This window comes from Saccharopolyspora sp. NPDC050642 (genome assembly GCF_040654735.1).
Taxonomy (GTDB): domain Bacteria; phylum Actinomycetota; class Actinomycetes; order Mycobacteriales; family Pseudonocardiaceae; genus Saccharopolyspora; species Saccharopolyspora elongata.
The window spans coordinates 306,930-326,133 of record NZ_JBFAIN010000002.1 but is presented as its reverse complement, the minus strand read 5'-3'; the positions used below and the strand labels follow the sequence as shown (position 1 = coordinate 326,133).

Here is a 19,204-nt window from a genome sequence, read left to right as displayed (position 1 = left end):
CGATCTGCGGGACCGGCCCTTCGCTCCGTCCAGGGGTGGCCACCTGCGGCGTCGCCGTCTGGACCTGCACGGATGGCATGGCGCGGCGGGCGAGCAGGGCCCGGCCGGGAGGTTCCGCGACGCCGTCGTGTTCACCAGGCGGCCCTCCATCCGGTCGCCGGAGAACAGCACGCCCGGGCTGCCCAGGACCTGGGGAAACGGCTCGAACAGGAAGCGGGACGCGCCGCCCGGCCGCCGCGTCAGCAGGCTCGACACCAGCGTCGACTTGCCGGTCTGCTGATCACCGCAGGCCTGCAGGTGCGGGTCGTTGCCGGTCGACGCGGGGCGGGCCGAGGTCGCGTTCGGACAGGCCGGGCGGGTGCCGATCGTCGTGTCCCGGGATCGCCGTCAGCTCGACCCGCTCCGGCAGCACCTGCACGCCGCCGGTCAGGTCGGAGAAGGGCTTCGCGGTGGTGCGCAGCGCGGTGCCGACCGACTGGCCGTGACCGGTCAGGCTCCGGACACCGCCTCCAGCTCGCCGCGGCGCTGCGGATGGTGTCAGCACGCGGATCGAAGCTCGCGGTTCGCGTCCTCACCTTCGACCGGCATGCGGGATTCGAACACCTCACCCGTGCGCCACCGCGGGTTCGCCCGCGCTGCGCCATCCGGGGGTTTTCAGGCGAAGAACAGGAACGCGATCGACCAGCACAGCGCCAACGGCGCCAGCACGAGCGCTGGAATGCCTCGGAGCAGGACGGATTTCCGCGTCCGGCCGCTCAGCGCGATCACCAGTTGGGCGCCACCGATCAGCAGCCCGATCACGCCGAGCGCGCCCCACACGGCCATCGTGGAGTAGTAGGTGGGACCTGTCTCCCAAGGCAAGGAGACCACGACCACCAGCAGGCAGAAGAGCAGCCAGGGCAGCAGCACGGCAGTGGTCGCGATCGCCACCAACGTCCGCGCGCCGGTCAGCGGCGCCTCCACCTCGGTCATCGACGTCCTTCCCCGCGATGGTCGGCCTCCGTCAACCGTTCCTTCCCGCGCTACGACGTCCGCCTGGTCGCGCGGGTTCCGCTCGGCTTTGTTCACGTGATCGTGTGTCGCGCGTCGCTTCGGGCGGGTAACTTCTCGTCGATCATGTCGCTTGGCGAGGGGAAGCCGAAGTGCGCGTCACGTCACTGCTTGCCGCCACCGGGGTACTGCTGTCCATCGCACCCGCGGCGACCGCGGTAGCGCAGCAGCAGGTCCGGATCCACGACATCCAAGGCACCACGCGGGTTTCGCCGCTGGCCGGTCGGCAGGTGACCGGGGTGCCGGGCGTGGTCACCGGGGTGCGCGGCTTCGGCCAGGCCCGCGGTTTCTGGTTGCAGGACACCGAGCCCGACGCGGACCCGCGCACCAGCGAGGGGCTGTTCGTGTTCACCGGCGACCAGACGCCGCAGGTGGCGGTCGGCGACGCGGTCGCGGTCGACGGGCGGGTCGTGGAGTACTACCCGGTGGCCTCGGGCGAGACGCCGGAGACCACGCCGAACCAGTCGGTCACCGAGCTCACCGGCGCGACCTGGCAGGTCACCGGCAAGGGGGCTGTCCCGGCCGAGGCGGTCGGGCCCGAGACGGTCCCGGCGGAGTTCGCGCCGCAGGACGCCAACATCGACAAGCTCGACCTGGAGCCGCAGCGCTACGCGCTGGACTACTACGAGTCGCGCGAGGGCATGGTGCTGCGCGTGGACGACGCGCGCGTGGTCGGCCCGACCGACGCGTACCGCGCGCTGTGGATCACCAGCAAGCCCGAGCAGAACGCGAACGGCCGCGGCGGCACCACCTACACCGGCTACGACGAAGCGAACGCGGGCCGGCTCAAGGTCGAATCCCTGGCGGACGCGCCGTTCCCCACCGCGAACGTCGGCGACCGGCTGCGCGGCGGCACCGAAGGACCGCTGGACTACAGCCGGTTCGGCGGATACGTGCTGGAGGCCGCGCGGCTCGGCGAGCACGTGCCGGGCGGTCTGCAGCCGGAGACGACGCGGCCGCAGGGCCGCGGCGAGCTCGCGGTCGCCACGTACAACGTCGAGAACCTCGCCGCGGGCAGCGATCCGGCCAAGTTCGCCCGGCTCGCCGAAGGCGTCGTCGACCGGCTCGCGGCGCCGGACATCGTTGCGCTGGAAGAAGTTCAGGACAACTCCGGGCCGACCGACGACGGCGTGGTGGCCGCGGAGGAGACGCTGCGGGAGTTCACCGACGCGATCGAGGCGGCGGGCGGACCGCGCTACCTGTGGCGGCAGATCGACCCGCAGAACAACGCCGACGGCGGCCAGCCCGGCGGCAACATCCGGGTCGCCTTCCTGTACAACCCGGCCCGGGTGTCCTTTGTGGACCGACCGGGCGGCGATGCGACGACGCCGGTGCACCCCGTGGAGAACGGCTCGCGGCTCGCGCTGAGCGCCTCGCCGGGGCGCATCGCCCCGGCCGACGAGGCGTGGCGGGACAGCCGGAAGCCGCTGGTGGGCGAGTTCCTGTTCCGCGGCGAGCAGGTGTTCGTGGTGGCCAACCACTTCGCCTCCAAGGGCGGCGACCAGCCGCTGCACGGCCGGTTCCAGCCGCCGGCGCGGGTCTCGGAGGAGCAGCGGGTGAAGCAGTCGCAGGCGGTGCGCGGCTTCGTCGATGAGGTGCGCGCCATCGACGACGAGGCCCGGATCGTGGTGCTCGGCGATCTCAACGACTACGGCTTCTCCCCGGCCCTGGCGCCGCTGACCGGGGCGCTGGTGCCGCTGGCCGACTCGCTGCCGCCGGCCGAGCGCTACAGCTACGTCTACGAGGGCAACTCCCAGCAGCTGGACCACATCCTGGTGAGCCCGGCGATCACGGCGGAGTACGACGTGGTCCACATCAACGCGGAGTTCGCCGACCAGGCCAGCGACCACGACCCCCAGGTGGCCCGCCTGCGGTTCTGAGCTCACGAGCGGGCATCAAGGCCGGATGTTCTGGTTCAGGTGGAAGAGGTTGTCCGGGTCGTAGGCCTTCTTCACCTGGACCAGCCGGTCGTAGTTCCCCCGGTAGTTCGCCCTGATCCGGTCCTGGTCGTCGCCGGCCATGAAGTTGACGTACCCGCCCTCCTCGGAGTGCGGTGAAGTCGCGGCGTAGTAGTCGCGCACCCAGGCGATGTTGGCCGGGTTGTCGGCCGGATCGGGCCACATCCCGGCGATCACCGTCGCGAAGTTCGCGTCCCGGTAGGCGAATGCGGTGGCATCCGGCGCGACCCGGTGGCAGGCGCCGTTGATCGGGTAGATGTGCACGGTCGAGTTCACCACCGGCACCCGTGGGCCGTGCTCGACGTGCGCGGCGATCATCTCGTCGGTCAGCTCGACGACGAAGTTGGCCTTCCAGTAGTGCTGCAGCCCGGGCGGGACGAGCATGTCGAAAGCCCCGTTGAGCTGGGGATAGGGCATCGGTCCGAGGTGTTCGGCGACGATCGGGGCGATGTCGCGCAGCGGCCGGACGGCGGCCGGCCCGGCATCGACGTGCCCGGCCCAGCACGCGACGATCGCGATCAGCGCGTCGCCGTGCCGCTCTTCCGGGATGAAGGGCAGCGGCGGGGCGATCTGGAAGGCGGGGAACGCGCTGAGCTGCTCCGGAGCGTCGGCGATGATCTCGCGGTAGGCCCGCAGCACGTTCGGGATCTGGTCCAGCTCGAAGAAGATCAGGCCGCCGTAGATGTCGCGCACCGGGGCCAGCCGGAACTCGAACGACGTCACGACGCCGAAGTTGCCGCCCCCACCGCGCAGCGCCCAGAACAGGTCGGCGTGCCGCTGCTCGTCGGCCACGACCAGCCCGCCGCCGGCGGTGACGACGTCGGCGGAGATCAGGTTGTCGCAGGTCAAACCCTGACCCCGGGCGAGGTGCCCGATGCCGCCGCCGAGCGTGAGCCCACCGATGCCGGTGCTGGAGATGATGCCGCCGGTGGTGGCGAGCCCGAACGCATGAGTCGCGGCATCGACGTCGCCCCAGGTCGCGCCGCCTTCGGCCCGCACGGTCCGCGCACCCGGAACGACGCGCACGCCCCGCATCGGCGCCAGATCGATCACGACCCCGTCGTCGCAGGTCCCGAACCCAGGCACGCTGTGCCCGCCACCGCGCACGGCGAGGTCGAGCCCGTTCTCCCGCGCGTAGTCGACGGCGGCGACGACGTCCCCGGCGTTGCGGCACCGCACAACGACCTGCGGGCGGCGGTCGATCATGGCGTTGTGCACGCGGCGGGCCTCGTCGAACCCGGGGTCGTCCCGGTCGATCACGGCCCCGCGAACCAGCTCCTGCAACTGCGCGACGGTCATCCCCACAACCGCAACGGTGCGGCGAACCCATGCGAAAGGACAGGGACGTACGGCCTGCGAGAACGCGAAAGAGCCCTGGCCGCGAAATCCGCGGCCAGGGCTCTGACCAGCGGAGGATACGGGATTCGAACCCGTGAGGGCTATTAACCCAACACGATTTCCAATCGTGCGCCTTAGGCCGCTCGGCCAATCCTCCGTGCGGAAGCCTAGCAGGGCGCCGTCGATCATCCGGTGCCGGGTTTGGGCAGGCGTTTCGGTCTCGCGGACCGGTCGAGGACGCAGTACCGGGTCGATGAGGACAGGCGTGCAACCGTCGCAGGTGCTCGCCCACGTTGGCCGGGGTCTCCCGCGCCTCCTCGTCATCGGCCGGCCAGGGGCGATCGCCCCTGGTACGGGCCGGATTGGGGGCGCTTTGCGGCTCGCCCGCGCCGTCGGGGTACACTGTCCGTGGACCTCGTGCGGCGTCCATCCTGTGAACTCCCCCAGGGCCGGAAGGCAGCAAGGGTAAGCGGGCTCTGGCGGGTGCACGGGGTCCCCTTATTTTCCCCGGCGGGTCTCCGGATCAGGCCGCGTTCGGGTTGTCGGGCTCACCGCGTAGGGTTTTGTCCGTGGCGCTCGCCCTTTACCGCAAGTACAGGCCGGCGACCTTCGCTGAGGTCGTCGGGCAGGACCACGTCACCGACCCGCTGCGGACCGCGCTGGCCGCCGGCCGCGTCAACCACGCCTACCTGTTCTCCGGGCCGCGCGGTTGCGGCAAGACCTCCAGCGCTCGCATCCTCGCCCGCTCGCTGAACTGCGCGCAGGGCCCGACCCCCGACCCGTGCGGGGAATGCGACTCGTGCGTCGCGCTCGCGCCCGAAGGCGGCGGCAGCGTCGACGTCGTCGAGCTCGACGCGGCCAGCCACGGTGGCGTCGACGACACCCGCGAACTGCGCGACCGCGCCTTCTTCGCGCCCGCCCAGTCGCGGTACCGGATCTTCATCATCGACGAGGCCCACATGGTCACCACGCAGGGCTTCAACGCCCTGCTGAAGATCGTCGAGGAACCGCCGGAACACCTGATCTTCGTCTTCGCCACCACCGAGCCGGACAAGGTGCTCACCACCATCCGGTCCCGGACCCACCACTACCCGTTCCGGCTGATGCCGCCGGGCGTGATGCGCGACCTGGTCGAGCGGATCTGCCGCGACGAGGGCGTGCAGGTCGAGCCCTCGGTGTTCCCGCTGGTGATCCGGGCCGGTGGCGGGTCCGCCCGCGACACGCTGAGCGTGCTCGACCAGCTGCTCGCCGGGGCGGGGCCCGAAGGCGTCACCTACGAGCGCGCGGTGGCGCTGCTCGGGGTCACCGACGTCGCGCTGATCGACGACATGGTCGATGCGCTCGCGGCGGGCGACGGCTCCGCCGTCTACGGCACGGTCGACCGGCTGGTCGAGGCCGGGCACGACCCGCGCCGGTTCGGCTCCGACCTGCTCGACCGGCTGCGCGACCTGGTGCTGCTCAACTCGGTGCCGGACGCCGCGCAGCGCGGACTCGTGGACGCCGCGGGCGACGAGCTCGCCCGGATGCAGGCCCAGGCCGAACAGCTCGGCGCGGCAACGCTTTCCCGGTTCGCCGAGATCGTCCACACTGGACTTTCCGAGATGCGCGGAGCCACCGCGCCCCGGCTGCTGCTGGAACTGCTCTGCGCGCGGATGCTCCTGCCGACCGCATCGGACTCGGAAGTCGCGCTGCTGCAACGGCTTGAGCGCGTCGAGAGCCGCATGACCATCGCGCCGGGTGAGGGAGCCCCTGTCACCCAGGCTGCCGCTCCTGTCGCCGCCGCGCCGGTGGCGGACGGCGACGCGCGGCCGAAGCGCGTCTTCCAGCGGCCGCACGAGCGCGCAGCGCAGGAGGCAGCGCAGCAGACGGAGGCGCCAGCGCGTCCGGCGCCTGCAGTGGCAGAGCAGCCCGTGGCGGCGGAGCGTCCGGTGACACCGCCGAAGGCGGCTGCCCCCGCGCCTGCGACGCCGCCTCCGGCGGCCGAGCAGGCCCCGCCACCAGCGGCGGAGCCGCGTCCGGCCGCCCAGCCAGCGGCGGAGCCGCGTCCGACTGCCGCGCCAGCGGCGGAACCGCGTCCGGCCGCCGCGCCAGCGGCGGAGGCTGCCGCGCCGGCGCAGGCCGGGTTCGACGCGGCGAAGGTGCGGCAGGTGTGGGCCAAGGTGCTGCAGGCGGTCGCGACGCGGAACCGCCCGACGCAGGCGCTGCTGCTCAACGCCGCGGTGCAGGACCTCAGCGGCGACAACACGCTGGTGCTGTCGATGCCGACATCCGGGCTGGTCAAGCAGCTCGCCCAGCAGCGACGGCTGGACTTCGTCCGGGACGCGCTGCGCGAGGTCGTCGGCGGCGAGTGGGAGATCCAGTGCGTCGAGGCCGGTGCCGCGCCGCCACCTGCGGCTCGTCCCGCCGCGCCCAAGCAACCGGTGCAGCGCCGGTCGACCCAGCAGAGCGAGTCCGCCCCGACGAACGGCCAGTCGGCGAATCCTCAGGCCGGCCAGGCGGCCAACGGCCGGAACCCCGCTCGCCCGCAGGCGGGTTCGCCCGCGCGCCAGGGCTCGGTGCCGCGCCCGCCGGAACCGGACGACATCCCGCCGCCGCCCGAGCCGCCGGAGGACGAGCCCCCGCCGCCGGACGACGTCCCGCCGCCTCCGGAGCCGCCCAGGCCGCCGGAGCCGGTCGCCGATGACGAGGAAGACCCGGAGAAGATGCTCGCCGAGTCCTCCCCGATGGACGCCAACGCCCAGGTGGGGCGGGACCCGGAAACGGCGGCGGTCGAGCTCTTCGAACGGGAACTCGGCGCCCGCCGGATCGACGACTGAACCACCCCGTCGAACGGCCCCCGGCTTTCGGAGCCCCCGATTTCGCCTGAAGTCGGGGGCTCCGCCCGGCTGATACCGGAGGTTCCCGGTACCGGTGCCGTTTTCGCGCGAAAACGGCACCCTGCACACCGGACGGCCACATCTCGCGCGTGCCCGCGCACCGTTCTGGAACGACCCCTTGGGCAGAACCGGGAATGCCGACGCCCCACTACCAACGCGGGGCACGACCACCAACCGCCGTCGCGGGCGGTCAGGCTTGTTTTGCCAGGTGGCGGGCCAGGAATGCGAGGGCTCTCGGGTAGGCGTCGAGGCGGTTGGTGCGCTTGGCCAGGCCGTGGCCTTCGTCGTCGTACACCCGCAGCTCGCACTCCAGGCCGTTCGCCCGGACCGCCGTCGCGATCTGCTGGGCCTCCGACAGCGGCACCCTCGGGTCGTTCGCGCCGTGCAGCACGAACAGCGGCGCCGCGATGGCCGCGACCCTGGTCAGCGGCGACGCCGAGCGCAGGAATTCCGCGTCCGCCGCGAGCGAGCCGTACTCGCGCTCGCGGTGCGCTCGCCGGTACGCGGCGGTGTTCTCCAGGAACGTGACCAGCGACGAGATTCCGACGATGTCGACCCCGGCCGCCCACCGCTCCGGCTGGAACGCCAGCCCGGCGAGCACCATGTAGCCGCCGTACGAGCCGCCCCACAGCGCCGCACGCCCGGCGTCCAGCCCGATCGACGGCAGCCAGTCGTGCAGGTCGCCGAGGTCGGCCACCGATTCCAGCCGGTTGCGGCCGTCGTCGGCCGAGTACCAGCGCTTCCCGTAGCCGGTGGAGCCGCGGACGTTCGGCACCAGCACGGTGTGCCCCTGCGCGACGAGGGCCTGGGCGATCGGGCTGAACGTTCGCACCGCCTGGCTCTCCGGGCCGCCGTGGACGATCAGCACCGCCGATCCGGCCAGCCGCGGATCGGCCTCGTGCGGGGCGAAGACGAAGCACGGCACCTGTTCGCCGTCGCGGGCCGGCACCCGGTGCGAACTCGGTTCGACCAGGCCGTCGAGCTGCGCCGCGGAACCGGTCAGCGACTCGCACTCGCCGGTCGCGGCGTGCACCAGCAGCGCGTCGCCGGGGACCGCCGGGGCGCTGAACGACAGTGCGACGAACCTCGAGTCCGGCGACCAGGTCGGGGCCGGCAGCGGGTACGAGCACCAGCCGTCGGCGGGTAATCGGATCGTCCGCAGCAGGTCGCCGGTGGCGGCGTCGTGCAGCGCCAGCCTGCTGGCGCCGTCGTCGTTCGCCTGCACCAGCAGCGTCGAACCATCCGGCGAGAGCCAGCCGGTGAGGTCGTGCTCGTCGGAGGTCACCAGCCAGTGCCGGGCGCCGGTGCGCGGGTCGATGTGCGCGATGCCTGCGCGGTCCCGGTCGGCGTCGGTGGTGACGACCAGCCCGTCGGGCAGCCAGCCGATCTGGCCGTGCCGCGCGGGCTCCTCGCGCCCGGTCAGCGCCTGCACTTCGCGGGTTGCGGTGTCGACCAGGAGCAGCCGGTCGGACATCGCGCGGTCGGCGGGCACGGTCAGCGCCAGGTGGCGGCCGTCCGGGGAGGCCGTCGCCTCCAGGACCATGCCGCCCTGGTCGTAGGCGATCGCTTCCGCACCGGTCTCGACGTGGCGGATCACCACGTCGAAGTCCACGCCGTTGCGGCGGTTGGTCGCGTAGACGATCCGGCCGGGCAGGACGTCGAGCAGCCGGTGCACGTGCGCCGGGTCGCGGACCAGCGGCTGCAGGTCGTGCAGCCGCGCCGGGCGGAGGCGCGGTTCGTCCAGGCGCAGCAGGGAAAGCTGGCCGCGCTCGTTGCCGTCGGTGTCGTGCTGCACGACCACGGCGCGCTCGCCGGGCAGGTAGCGGCCGGTGACCGCGCCCGGCAAGGCGGTCAGCGGGGTGGGCTCGCCGTCGGCGAGCTCGACGAGCTGGGTGGATCCGGATTCGTCGGAGCCCGCAAGGACCCGGCCGGTGTCGGCCACGTCGAAGGCCCGCCAGCTGGTCAGTTCGAGCAACCGCACGATGTCCACCGCCATGCGATCACCCTGTCACGCTTCGCCCCCGCCGCCCAGGGGCGCGGACCGCCAGGCAGACCGGGCCGCGCATTCTCTAGGCTGGTGGCGTAGCCCGAATCGGGGTACGTGCACGCGCCAGCCGGAGGAGGATCACGGTGCAGCCAGGTGGGCAGCCGAACATGCAGCAGATCATGGAACAGGCGCAGAAGATGCAGCAGCAGCTGATGACTGCGCAGCAGGAGCTCGCCGCCGCGGAGGTCACCGGGAGCGCCGGTGGCGGCCTCGTCACGGCGACCGTCAGCGGTGCGGGCGAGCTGAAGGGGCTGTCGATCGACCCGAAGGCGGCCGACCCGGAGGACACCGAGACGCTGGCCGACCTGGTGGTCGCCGCGGTGCGCGACGCCAACCGGGCCGCGCAGGAGCTGCAGGCCGAGAAGATGGGCCCGCTCACCGGTGCGCTGGGCGGCGGTGGCCTCGGCGGTCTCAGCCTGCCGGGCATGTGATCGCGGTTTCGATTGGAACTGCGCACCGTCGTCGGCGGGGAGTGCGGTTTCAATTGAAACTGCGCCGAACCCCTGGAAACGAGCGATAAGTGTACGAAGGTCCCGTTCAGGATTTGATCGATGAGCTCGGCAGGCTGCCGGGCATCGGTCCGAAGAGCGCGCAGCGCATCGCCTTCCACCTGCTCGCGGCCGAGCCCGCGGACGTGACCCGGCTGCAGGAGGTCCTGCAGAAGGTCAAGGAAGGCGTGGTGTTCTGCGACGTCTGCGGCAATGTCTCGGAGGAGACGACCTGCCGCATCTGCCGGGACGCCCGGCGCGACAAGACGTTGGTGTGCGTCGTCGAGGAACCCAAGGACGTGCTGGCGATCGAGCGCACGCGCGAGTTCAAGGGGCGCTACCACGTGCTCGGCGGCGCGCTGGATCCGCTTTCCGGCGTGGGACCGGACCAGCTGCGGGTGCGCGAGCTGCTGGCCCGCATCGGGCAGGACGACATCGCCGAGGTGATCATCGCGACGGACCCGAACACCGAGGGCGAGGCGACCGCGACCTACCTGGTGCGGATGCTGCGCGACTTCCCCGGCCTCTCGGTCACGCGGCTGGCGTCCGGCCTGCCGATGGGCGGTGACCTGGAGTTCGCCGACGAGCTGACGCTCGGCCGGGCCCTCTCCGGCCGCCGCGCGATGTAGCCGCCACGGGACGACGCTTTTCGGGCTCGTGAGTGCTTGGACTGCCATAGCGGTCCAAGCACTCACGAGCTTTTTTGCATCTGCCTCGGTGCGGTGAAGACCGGCCGCGAGCGGTACCGCCGGACGTGTCAGGCCGTCGCCAGAATCTGTTGTCCGAATCAAAATTTTCCGCAGTTTTTACCGGTATTCCCGGGTTGTTCAACGGTTCTTCCGGGACATCCGAGAGGCCCAGCACCCTCGCCCACCTGGGTGAATGCCCGAAATTTCGGGTTTTCCTTAGGCGTCCCTAAGTAGTGGGATCGTAACCTCAGGTACCCCAATGGACTCCTAATGCGAGTTAGTCTCACGGAACTCTGAGACCTGAGACACACCGAGGTGCTTCCATGAGTAGAGCTCCATCGCCGCGCCGCGGATCCGGCACGGGACGCCGTGTCGCCACCGCCGGTATCGCCATCGTCGCGGCGACCTCGCTGGCGGCCTGCGCACAATCGCAGCGCGAGACCGGCGGCGGCGGTGAAGGCGGCACGCTCACCTTCGGCGCGGCAGGCGCACCCGACCTGTTCGACCCCTTCTACGCCTCCGACGGCGAGACCTTCCGGGTCACCCGCCAGATCACCGAGGGCCTCGTCGGGTTCAAGCCGGGATCGTCGGACGTCGAACCGGAGCTCGCCGACAGCTGGGAGCACACACCGGACGGCAAGACCTGGACCTTCAAGCTCCGGCAGGGCGTGAAGTTCCACGACGGCACCGACTTCAACGGCGACGCGGTGTGCAAGAACTTCCAGCGCATGTTCAACCAGACCGGCGCCGGGCAGAACAACGCGCTGTCCTACTACTGGATCGAGAACTTCGGCGGGTTCGCCGACGGCAAGGCCCCGTCGCTGTACCAGTCGTGCGACGCGCCGGACGCGACCACGGCCGTGGTCCACCTGACCCGCGCCAGCTCGAAGTTCCCGGACATCCTCGGGCTGCCGTCGTTCAGCATGCAGTCGCCGACCGCGATGGACCAGTACCAGGCCAACAACGTGCAGGCGCAGGGCGACAGCTTCGTGTACCCCGAGTACGCCAGGTCGCACCCGACCGGCACCGGCCCGTTCAAGTTCGCGTCCTACGACGAGAGCAACGGCACCATCAAGCTGGTCCGCAACGAGGAGTACTGGGGCGAGAAGGCCAAGCTCAACGAGCTGATCTTCCGCATCATCCCGGACGAGACGGTGCGCAAGCAGGAGCTGGAGTCGGGCGCCATCGACGGCTACGACTACCCCAACGCCGCCGACCTCAAGGCCCTGCGCGACGCCGGCAACAACGTCCAGGTCCGCGACCCGTTCAACATCATGTACCTGGGCATCACCCAGAAGAACAACCCGGCGCTGCAGAACCTGAAGGTGCGGCAGGCGCTGGCGTACGCGGTGGACCGGGAGACGCTGGTCAAGGCCAACATGCCGGAAGGCGCCACGGTGGCCACCCAGTTCTACCCGAAGACCGTGGACGGCTACGCCGACGACGTCCAGCAGTACCCGCACGACCCGGCGAGGGCCAAGCAGCTGCTCGCCGAGGCCGGCGCCTCGAACCTCGCGATCAACTTCTACTGGCCCACCGAGGTCACCCGGCCCTACATGCCGGACCCGCAGGGCATCTACAACGCCCTCGCCGAGGACCTGCGCGAGGCGGGCTTCACCGTCAACCCGGTGAGCAAGCCGTGGAACGGCGGCTACATCGACGACGTCGACAACGCCAAGGCCGACATCTTCCTGCTCGGCTGGACCGGCGACTACAACACGCCGGACAACTTCATCGGCACCTTCTTCGGCACGCCGACCAACCGCTTCTACACGGCCGGTGCGCCGTGGGGCGAGGAGCTGGCGACGCAGCTGAAGGCCGCCGACAGCGAGCCGGACGAGGCCAAGCGCAACCAGATGTACCAGGACATCAACCGGAAGCTGATGTCCGAGTACCTGCCCGCCGTGCCGCTGTCGCACTCGCCGCCGGCGATCGTGACCAGCCCGCGGGTGCACGGCCTGCAGACCTCGCCGCTGACCGCCGAGGAGTTCGCGTCGGTGAGCGTCTCGGAGAAGTGAGTTGACGATTTCGCGCGAAACCGGCGCGGCTCCCGCACGGGGACCGTCGGTTTCGCGCGAAATCGCGCGCTCGCTGCCGGACTGACCAAACGGGGGTTTCGTGCTCCGCTTCACCATCCGGCGACTCGCGCAGCTGGCGCTGGTCGTCGTCGTGCTGTCGATGCTTCTGTTCGCCTGGCTGCGGATGCTGCCCGGCGGGCCGGTGTCGGCGTTGCTGGGGGACCGCGCCACGCCCGCGGCGCGGGCCAAGCTGGAAGCCGATCTCGGCATGGACCAGCCCATCTTCGTGCAGTACTGGCGCTTCCTGGGCCGCGCCATCACCGGCGACTTCGGCACGTCGACCGGCGTGCAGCGCGGTTCGCCGGCGCTGGAGGTGTTCCTGACCCGCTTCCCGGCCACGCTGGAGCTGTCGATCCTGGCGCTGCTGCTGGCGGTCGCGGTCGGCATCCCGCTGGGCTACCTGGCGGCCCGCAAGCGCGGCAGCTGGCTGGACAACGTGAGCATCACCTGGTCGCTGATCGGTGTTGCCGTGCCGGTGTTCTTCCTGGCGTTCCTGCTGAAGTTCGTGTTCGCCATCCAGCTCGGCGCGCTGCCCGCCTCCGGCCGCCAGGACGTCGGGCTGAACGGGACGCGGGTGACCGGCTTCTACATCCTCGACGGGTTGCTGACCCGCGAGTTCGACGCCGCGTGGAACTCGTTCGTGCACCTGATCCTGCCGGCCATCGCGCTGTCCACGATCCCGTTCGCGGTGATCTTCCGGATAACCCGGGCCGCCGTGCTGGACGTGATGGACGAGGACTACGTGCGCACCGCGCGGGCGAAGGGCCTGGCGCGCATGGTGATCCGGCGCCGCCACATCCTGCACAACGCGATGCTGCCGGTGGTGACCACGATCGGCCTGCAGACCGGCGCGCTGCTGGCCGGTGCGGTGCTGACCGAGCGGGTGTTCAACATCGCCGGGGTCGGCCAGGCGGTGGCGATCGGCTTCCAGCGCAAGGACTTCCCGGTGCTGCAAGTGGTGATCCTGGCGTCCGCCATGGTGTACGTGCTGGTGAACCTGATAGTCGACCTCTCATATGCGTTGATCGACCCACGACTGCGGACACGGTGAGGTCATGGTGCTGAAAACGCAGCGCAAGGAACGGATCGACGCGCTGGCGGAGACGGCGTCGGACGCGGGGGTGAGCCTGGCCGCGTCGGCGTGGCGGCGGCTGAGGCGCAACCCGGTGTTCGTGGTCGGCGCGGTGATCATCGCCGCGTTCGTGCTGCTGGCGCTGCTCGCGCCGCTGCTGGCCCCGCACGATCCGGCGCAACGCCTGCTGGAGCAGCAGGTTTCCCGCGCGGAGAACACGATTCCGCCGCCGCAGGCGGGTTTCCCGCTGGGCGGCGACCAGTACGGCCGCGACCTGTTCTCCCGGCTGCTGCTGGGTTCCCAGCAGACGCTGCTGGTAGCGGTGCTGGCCACGGTGATCGGACTCGGCGGCGGCCTGGTGCTCGGCCTGCTGGCCGGCGCGTTCGGCGGCTGGGTCGACTCGGTGGTCATGCGCGTCGCGGACGTGATGCTGTCGGTGCCGTCGCTGCTGCTGGCGGTGTCGATCGGCGCGTTGTTCGCGCAGCAGACGCAGTTCACCGTGATCCTGGCGGTGGCGATCGTGCAGGTGCCGATCTTCGGCCGGCTGCTGAGGGGCACGATGCTGGCGCAACGAGCCAGCGATCACGTGCTCGCGGCGCGGGCGCTCGGGGTGAAGGAGAGCGCGATCGTGTTCCGGCACATGCTGCCGAACGCGCTCGGCCCGGTCATCGTGCAGGCCACCCTGGTGCTCGCGGTGGCGATCATCGACGCGGCGGCGCTGTCCTTCCTGGGCCTGGGCGCGGCCGACGACTCGGTGCCGGAGTGGGGCCAGATGCTCGGCGGCGCGCAGAACATCATCGATTCGCATCCGCAGCTGGCGTTCTGGCCGGCGGGCTGCATCATCCTGGTCGCGCTCGGGTTCACGCTGGTCGGTGAGTCCCTGCGGGACGCGCTCGACCCGAAGCGCCGGCGCTAGAGGTGGGGGAACGAATGGCACTGCTGGAAGTCCGCGACCTCTCGGTGGTGTTCGCCCGCAAGGGCGAGCCGCCGATGACCGCCGTGGACGGCATCTCCTTCGACGTCGAACCGGGCCGCACCGTCGGCCTGGTCGGCGAGTCCGGTTGCGGCAAGTCGGTCACCTCGCTGGCGATCATGGGCCTGCTGCCGAGCACCGGCGCCGAGGTGTCCGGGTCGATCGACTTCGACGGCACCGACCTGCTGCAGCTGTCCCGGCGCGAGCTGGACCAGCGCCGCGGCAGCGACCTGAGCATGGTGTTCCAGGACCCGCTGACCTCGCTGAACCCGGTGGTGCCGATAGGTCTGCAGGTGTCCGAGGTCATCGAGCGGCACCGCGGGCTGCCCCGCAAGGAGGCGATGCCAGAGGCCGAGGACCTGCTGCGGCGGGTGGGCATCCCGGACCCGCGGCGGCGGCTCAAGGAGTACCCGCACCAGCTCTCCGGCGGCATGCGGCAGCGCGCGCTGATCGCGATGGCGCTGGCCTGCAAGCCGCGGCTGCTCATCGCCGACGAGCCGACCACCGCGCTGGACGTGACGATCCAGGCGCAGATCCTGAACCTGCTGGCGGAACTGGTCGCCGAGACCGACACCGCGCTGATCATGATCACGCACGACCTGGGCGTGGTGGCGGGGCTCTGCGACGAGGTGAACGTGCTCTACGCGGGCCGGGTGGTGGAGCGGGCCGCGCGGCACGAGCTGTTCGCCCGGCCGCGGCACCCGTACACGGCGGGCCTGCTGGCCTCGATCCCGCGGCTGGATTCGCCGCGCGGCCAGCGGTTGTCGCCGATCAAGGGCTCGATCAGCGACAACATCCCGTGGGACGCGGGGTGCGCGTTCTGCCCGCGCTGCCCGAACGCGCAGGACGTGTGCGAGCAGCAGACGCCGGACGTGAGCATCGACGTGGGGGCGCGGCTGCTGCGCTGCCACAACCCGGTCCGCGAGACGACGTCGAGCCCGGTGGAGGCGTCATGAGCGCCCCGCTCCCGCACCCTGCCGGTTCTGCCGCAATTTCAATGGAAATCGGACCTTCGATTTCCATTGAAATTGCGTTGGAGTCACCCGGTCGGGGCGCAGCGGAGCACCACGACCGGACCATGCACCCGTTGGCCGCACCGGATGCCGGTGCCCGGCGCCGGACCCTGGAGGCGTCATGACCGAAACCCCGGAAACTGCGGGGAACCCCCGGGACGTGCTGATCGACATCGACCAGGTCCAGGTGCACTTCCCGATCAAGCGCGGCGTGGTGCTGGACCGCACGGTCGGCTACGTGTACGCCGTGGACGGCGTGTCGCTGACGATCCGGCGCGGCGAAACCTACGGCCTGGTCGGGGAATCCGGCTGCGGCAAGTCGACGCTGGGGCGCGCGGTGCTGCGGCTGGAGAGGCCGACCGGCGGCAAGGTGGTGTTCGACGGCGTCGACCTGTCCGGCATGAAGGGCGAGCCGCTGCGCCGGATGCGCCGCCGGATGCAGATGGTCTTCCAGGACCCGCTGTCCTCCCTCGACCCGCGGCAGTCGGTGCAGTCGCTGCTGGTCGAGGGCATGCGGGCGCACGGGATGGACAACGGCCGGGCGGGCACGGACAAGCGGCTGCGCGAGCTGCTGTCGGCCGTGGGCCTGCCGTCGACGTCGCTGCGCAAGTACCCGCACGAGTTCTCCGGCGGCCAGCGGCAGCGCATCGGCATCGCCCGGGCGCTGTCGGTGGGGCCCGACCTGGTGGTGGCCGACGAGCCGGTGTCGGCGCTGGACGTCTCGGTGCAGGCGCAGGTGCTGAACCTGCTGGAGGACCTGCAGTCCGAGTTCGGGCTGACGTACCTGGTGATCGCGCACGACCTGGCGGTGGTGCGGCACATCGCCGACCGGGTCGGGGTGATGTACCTGGGCGGCATCGTGGAGGAGTCCACATCGGACGATCTCTACGAGGAGCCGCTGCACCCGTACTCGAAGGCGCTGCTCTCGGCGGTGCCGGTGCCGGACCCCACGGTGGAGGACGAGCGGGAGCAGATCCTGCTCTCCGGCGACCTGCCCTCGCCGGCCGCGCCGCCGACCGGCTGCCGGTTCCACACCCGGTGCCCGTGGCGGCAGGCGACCCGGTGCGACACGGAGCGGCCGGAACTGCGCGAGCTCAAGCCGGGCCACCGGGTGGCCTGCCACTACGCGGAGGAGATCCGCGACGGCAGGCTGAAGCCGCACGAGGTCGAGGCGGAGGCGGTGAACCCGGCGGACTTCGGCGACCTGGACATCACCTCGGCCCCGGCCTGACCGCGCGGATCGTCCGACGTTCGAAACCGGCGCGCTGTTTTCGCGCGTTGTCCACCGCGCCCGGCGCGCTAGGCCCTTAGGTTCACAAGATCGTCAGCGGCCGGTGGAACGGAGGCAGTGAGTGAGGTACAGCAGCGCGCCGCGGTGCTCCGCGTGCGAGCACCGGGCGATCCTGGAGCGGGCGACCGCAGAGCGCCTGGTGGCGGAGTCGGGCGAGGTCCTGGTGACCTACGACTGCCCGGAGGGGAACGGGGTGCACCTCTGCAACCCGGACTTCGAGAGGGGCGAAGCCGTCCGCTGACACCGGAACCCACCCGATTCCAGGCGAAATCGGGTGGGTGCGGTCCGCGGCCGGGCGGTGTCGTCAGGTGGCGCGGAGCGGGGCGCTCGCTTCGGCGGGTTCGGGTGGCGCTTCGGGCGCCGGTGGCTTGCGGCGGCTCAGCTTGATGCTGCCCAGCAGCACTCCGCCCACCACCACGGCTCCCGCCGCGAGCTCGATCGGGTGCGGCCGCTCGCCCAGGACCAGCCACGCCGTCGTGAAGCCGACCACCGGCACCAGCAGCGAGAACGGCGCGACCATGCTGGCCGGGTAGCGCCCCATCAGCGTCGTCCACAGGCCCGACCCGATGATCGTCGCCAGCAGCGACGTGTACGCCAGCCCGGCGAGCGCGTACCAGCCGGTCGGCGAGTCGAACGCCGTCGCCAGCGCGTCCCAGCCCGCCGTCGGTCCCTCGACCACCGCCGACAGCGCGAACATCGGCAGCGGCGGCACGATGGCGATCCACAGCGTCAGGTGCAGCGGGTTCGGCGCGTTCGCCTTCCGGCCGCACAGGTTGCCCAGCGCCCACGAGAAAGCGCCGCAGAGCGTGATCAGCAGCGGCAGCAGGGTGGCGCTCTGGGCGCGGTGCCAGCCGATCGCCACCATGCCGAGCACCGCGATGAGGATGCCGACGATCTGCACCGGCGTGATCCGCTCCCGCAGCAGCAGCGCGCCGAGCACCACGGTGAAGGGCGCGGACGCCTGCTGCACCAGCGAGGCCAGCCCGGTCGGCATCCCGATGTTCATCGCCGTGAACAGGAACGCGAACTGCAGGGCGCCGAAGAACAGCCCGTACCCGATCAGCCACCGCCACGGCACTCGCGGGCGCGGCACGAACAGCAGCACCGGCAGCAGCACGGCGAAGCGGAGTCCGGCGAAGAAGAACGGTGGGAATTGGCCGAGCCCGTAGTCGAGTGCGATGAAGTTGGCGCCCCAGAGCACGACGACCACCACGGCCAGCAAGCGGTCTCGTGAGTTCACCATGACAGCCTGCGGCCCGGCTCTGTGAAGAACAAGCAATACTATTTACAGCTAATGTGTACTATTCCTTCATGGATGTCCGCAGGTTGAGACTCCTGCGCGAACTCGCTGATCGCGGGACGGTCACCGCCGTCGCGAAGGCCTTGTCCTACACCCCGTCGGCGGTGTCGCAGCAGATCCGGGCGTTGCAGGCGCAGGTCGGCGTGCCGCTGACGGAACCGGCCGGTCGCGGGCTGCGCCTCACCGACGCCGGCCGGGCGCTCGCGGCCCGGGCCGACGAGGTGCTGGCCGCGCTGGACCGCGCCGAGGCCGAGCTGGACAGCTACCGGTCGACGCCGCGCGGCGTGGTGCGGGTCGCGATCTTCCCGTCCGGCGCGTTGTTGCTGCTGCCCGGCCTGCTCCGGCGGATGGCGGCGCATCCCAAGGTGCGGTTGGAGTGCCGCGACGTAGACATGACGCCGCCGGAGGTGCCGGTCCTGACCGCCGACTTCGACCTGGTGGTGGCGCACCGGGACGACCAGGCGCCGCCGTTCGACGGCGCGCGCGTCGAGATCACCCCGCTGCTGCGGGAGCCCCTGGACGTCGCGCTGCCGCCGGGCCACCCGCTCGCCGACCGGGAGCGCATCGAGCCGGCGGAGCTGGTCGGCGAGCCGTGGCTGAGCGTGGACGTCGGCTTCCCGGTCGACGACGTGCTGCGCTCGCTGGCGGTCCGCACGGGCGTCCGGCCGGTGGTGGTGCAGCGGATCAACGACTTCCAGGTCACCAAGGCCCTGGTCGCCGACGGCCACGGCGTCGCGCTGCTGCCGAGGTACACAGTGGACTCTCCCCGGCTGGTCATGCGCCCGCTGGCCGGGGTCCGCGCGGGCCGGAACATCGAGGTGGTGTCCCGGAAGGGAGCGACGGAACGCCCGGCGGTCCGCGTCGTGCTCGACACGCTCCTCGCCGAGGCGGCCACGGTCACCGGCGCCTAGCTCCCGCCAGCACCCCAGAGTGGCCCTGTTTTCGCTGGTCATGGCTCGTGAGCACGTTGGATCGCCGTAGCGGTCCAAAGCACTCACGGCCCCGCGCCCGCGGAACGCGAGATCGCCCGG

Annotated in this window: 16 protein-coding genes, 1 tRNA gene and 1 other RNA gene; 12 read left to right on the top strand and 6 right to left on the bottom strand. The window is 71.2% G+C overall.

Annotated features, from left to right (window positions below):
- Positions 1–280: 280 nt before the first annotated feature.
- Together AB0H93_RS05235 and AB0H93_RS05230 are read right to left on the bottom strand one after the other, a co-directional pair.
- Complete coding sequence (locus AB0H93_RS05235) at positions 281–544, bottom strand: hypothetical protein (protein WP_358567684.1); 264 nt, start codon at positions 542–544, stop codon at positions 281–283.
- Between the two features lie 110 nt (positions 545–654).
- On the bottom strand, positions 655–972 hold the full coding sequence (locus tag AB0H93_RS05230; RefSeq protein WP_358567681.1) for a hypothetical protein: 318 nt from the start codon (positions 970–972) through the stop codon (positions 655–657).
- A 170-nt stretch (positions 973–1,142) separates the two neighbouring features.
- On the opposite strand from AB0H93_RS05230, the gene AB0H93_RS05225 reads away from it, so the two are divergent.
- A complete protein-coding gene (locus tag AB0H93_RS05225; RefSeq protein ID WP_358567678.1) occupies positions 1,143–2,930 on the top strand; it encodes an endonuclease/exonuclease/phosphatase family protein in 1,788 nt (595 codons plus the stop codon).
- Positions 2,931–2,945: 15 nt separating this feature from the next.
- Here the strand turns inward: AB0H93_RS05225 and AB0H93_RS05220 are convergent, their stop codons facing one another.
- Both AB0H93_RS05220 and AB0H93_RS05215 read right to left on the bottom strand, forming a co-directional pair.
- Positions 2,946–4,307: an FAD-binding oxidoreductase gene (locus AB0H93_RS05220; protein WP_358567675.1), complete on the bottom strand. Its 1,362-nt coding sequence runs from the start codon at positions 4,305–4,307 to the stop codon at positions 2,946–2,948.
- Between the two features lie 110 nt (positions 4,308–4,417).
- Positions 4,418–4,503: transfer RNA gene (locus tag AB0H93_RS05215), tRNA-Ser, on the bottom strand.
- A gap of 250 nt (positions 4,504–4,753) precedes the next feature.
- Between AB0H93_RS05215 and ffs the strand changes: the two genes are divergently transcribed.
- Positions 4,754–4,848: signal recognition particle sRNA small type (ffs, locus tag AB0H93_RS05210), an RNA gene on the top strand.
- 67 nt (positions 4,849–4,915) lie between these two features.
- Complete coding sequence (locus tag AB0H93_RS05205; protein WP_358567672.1) at positions 4,916–7,162, top strand: DNA polymerase III subunit gamma and tau; 2,247 nt, start codon at positions 4,916–4,918, stop codon at positions 7,160–7,162.
- A 250-nt stretch (positions 7,163–7,412) separates the two neighbouring features.
- Here the strand turns inward: AB0H93_RS05205 and AB0H93_RS05200 are convergent, their stop codons facing one another.
- On the bottom strand, positions 7,413–9,218 hold the full coding sequence (locus AB0H93_RS05200) for an alpha/beta fold hydrolase (RefSeq protein WP_358567669.1): 1,806 nt from the start codon (positions 9,216–9,218) through the stop codon (positions 7,413–7,415).
- Positions 9,219–9,376: 158 nt separating this feature from the next.
- Here AB0H93_RS05200 and AB0H93_RS05195 point away from each other — a divergent pair, with 158 nt between their 5' ends.
- The 8 genes from AB0H93_RS05195 (at position 9,377) to AB0H93_RS05160 (ending at position 17,114) form a co-directional block, all read left to right on the top strand.
- Positions 9,377–9,700 (top strand): YbaB/EbfC family nucleoid-associated protein, encoded by a 324-nt coding sequence (locus tag AB0H93_RS05195; protein WP_237710797.1) that lies wholly within the window; start codon positions 9,377–9,379, stop codon positions 9,698–9,700.
- Between the two features lie 89 nt (positions 9,701–9,789).
- Entirely contained in the window at positions 9,790–10,386 is a 597-nt protein-coding gene (gene recR, locus AB0H93_RS05190) for a recombination mediator RecR (RefSeq protein WP_132479088.1), read from the top strand.
- Between the two features lie 383 nt (positions 10,387–10,769).
- Entirely contained in the window at positions 10,770–12,464 is a 1,695-nt protein-coding gene (locus AB0H93_RS05185; RefSeq protein ID WP_358567665.1) for an ABC transporter substrate-binding protein, read from the top strand.
- Between the two features lie 100 nt (positions 12,465–12,564).
- On the top strand, positions 12,565–13,575 hold the full coding sequence (locus AB0H93_RS05180) for an ABC transporter permease (RefSeq protein ID WP_358567662.1): 1,011 nt from the start codon (positions 12,565–12,567) through the stop codon (positions 13,573–13,575).
- Between the two features lie 4 nt (positions 13,576–13,579).
- Positions 13,580–14,512 (top strand): ABC transporter permease, encoded by a 933-nt coding sequence (locus AB0H93_RS05175; RefSeq protein ID WP_132479082.1) that lies wholly within the window; start codon positions 13,580–13,582, stop codon positions 14,510–14,512.
- Between the two features lie 14 nt (positions 14,513–14,526).
- Positions 14,527–15,525: an ABC transporter ATP-binding protein gene (locus tag AB0H93_RS05170; protein ID WP_358567658.1), complete on the top strand. Its 999-nt coding sequence runs from the start codon at positions 14,527–14,529 to the stop codon at positions 15,523–15,525.
- Between the two features lie 178 nt (positions 15,526–15,703).
- A complete protein-coding gene (locus AB0H93_RS05165; RefSeq protein WP_358567655.1) occupies positions 15,704–16,813 on the top strand; it encodes an ABC transporter ATP-binding protein in 1,110 nt (369 codons plus the stop codon).
- Between the two features lie 121 nt (positions 16,814–16,934).
- Positions 16,935–17,114 (top strand): hypothetical protein, encoded by a 180-nt coding sequence (locus AB0H93_RS05160; RefSeq protein ID WP_132479076.1) that lies wholly within the window; start codon positions 16,935–16,937, stop codon positions 17,112–17,114.
- A 63-nt stretch (positions 17,115–17,177) separates the two neighbouring features.
- Here the strand turns inward: AB0H93_RS05160 and AB0H93_RS05155 are convergent, their stop codons facing one another.
- Positions 17,178–18,113, bottom strand: coding sequence for an EamA family transporter (locus AB0H93_RS05155; RefSeq protein WP_358567651.1), 936 nt, complete (start codon positions 18,111–18,113; stop codon positions 17,178–17,180).
- Positions 18,114–18,184: 71 nt separating this feature from the next.
- Here AB0H93_RS05155 and AB0H93_RS05150 point away from each other — a divergent pair, with 71 nt between their 5' ends.
- Complete coding sequence (locus tag AB0H93_RS05150) at positions 18,185–19,084, top strand: LysR family transcriptional regulator (RefSeq protein ID WP_358567648.1); 900 nt, start codon at positions 18,185–18,187, stop codon at positions 19,082–19,084.
- The last annotated feature ends 120 nt before the right edge of the window (positions 19,085–19,204 follow it).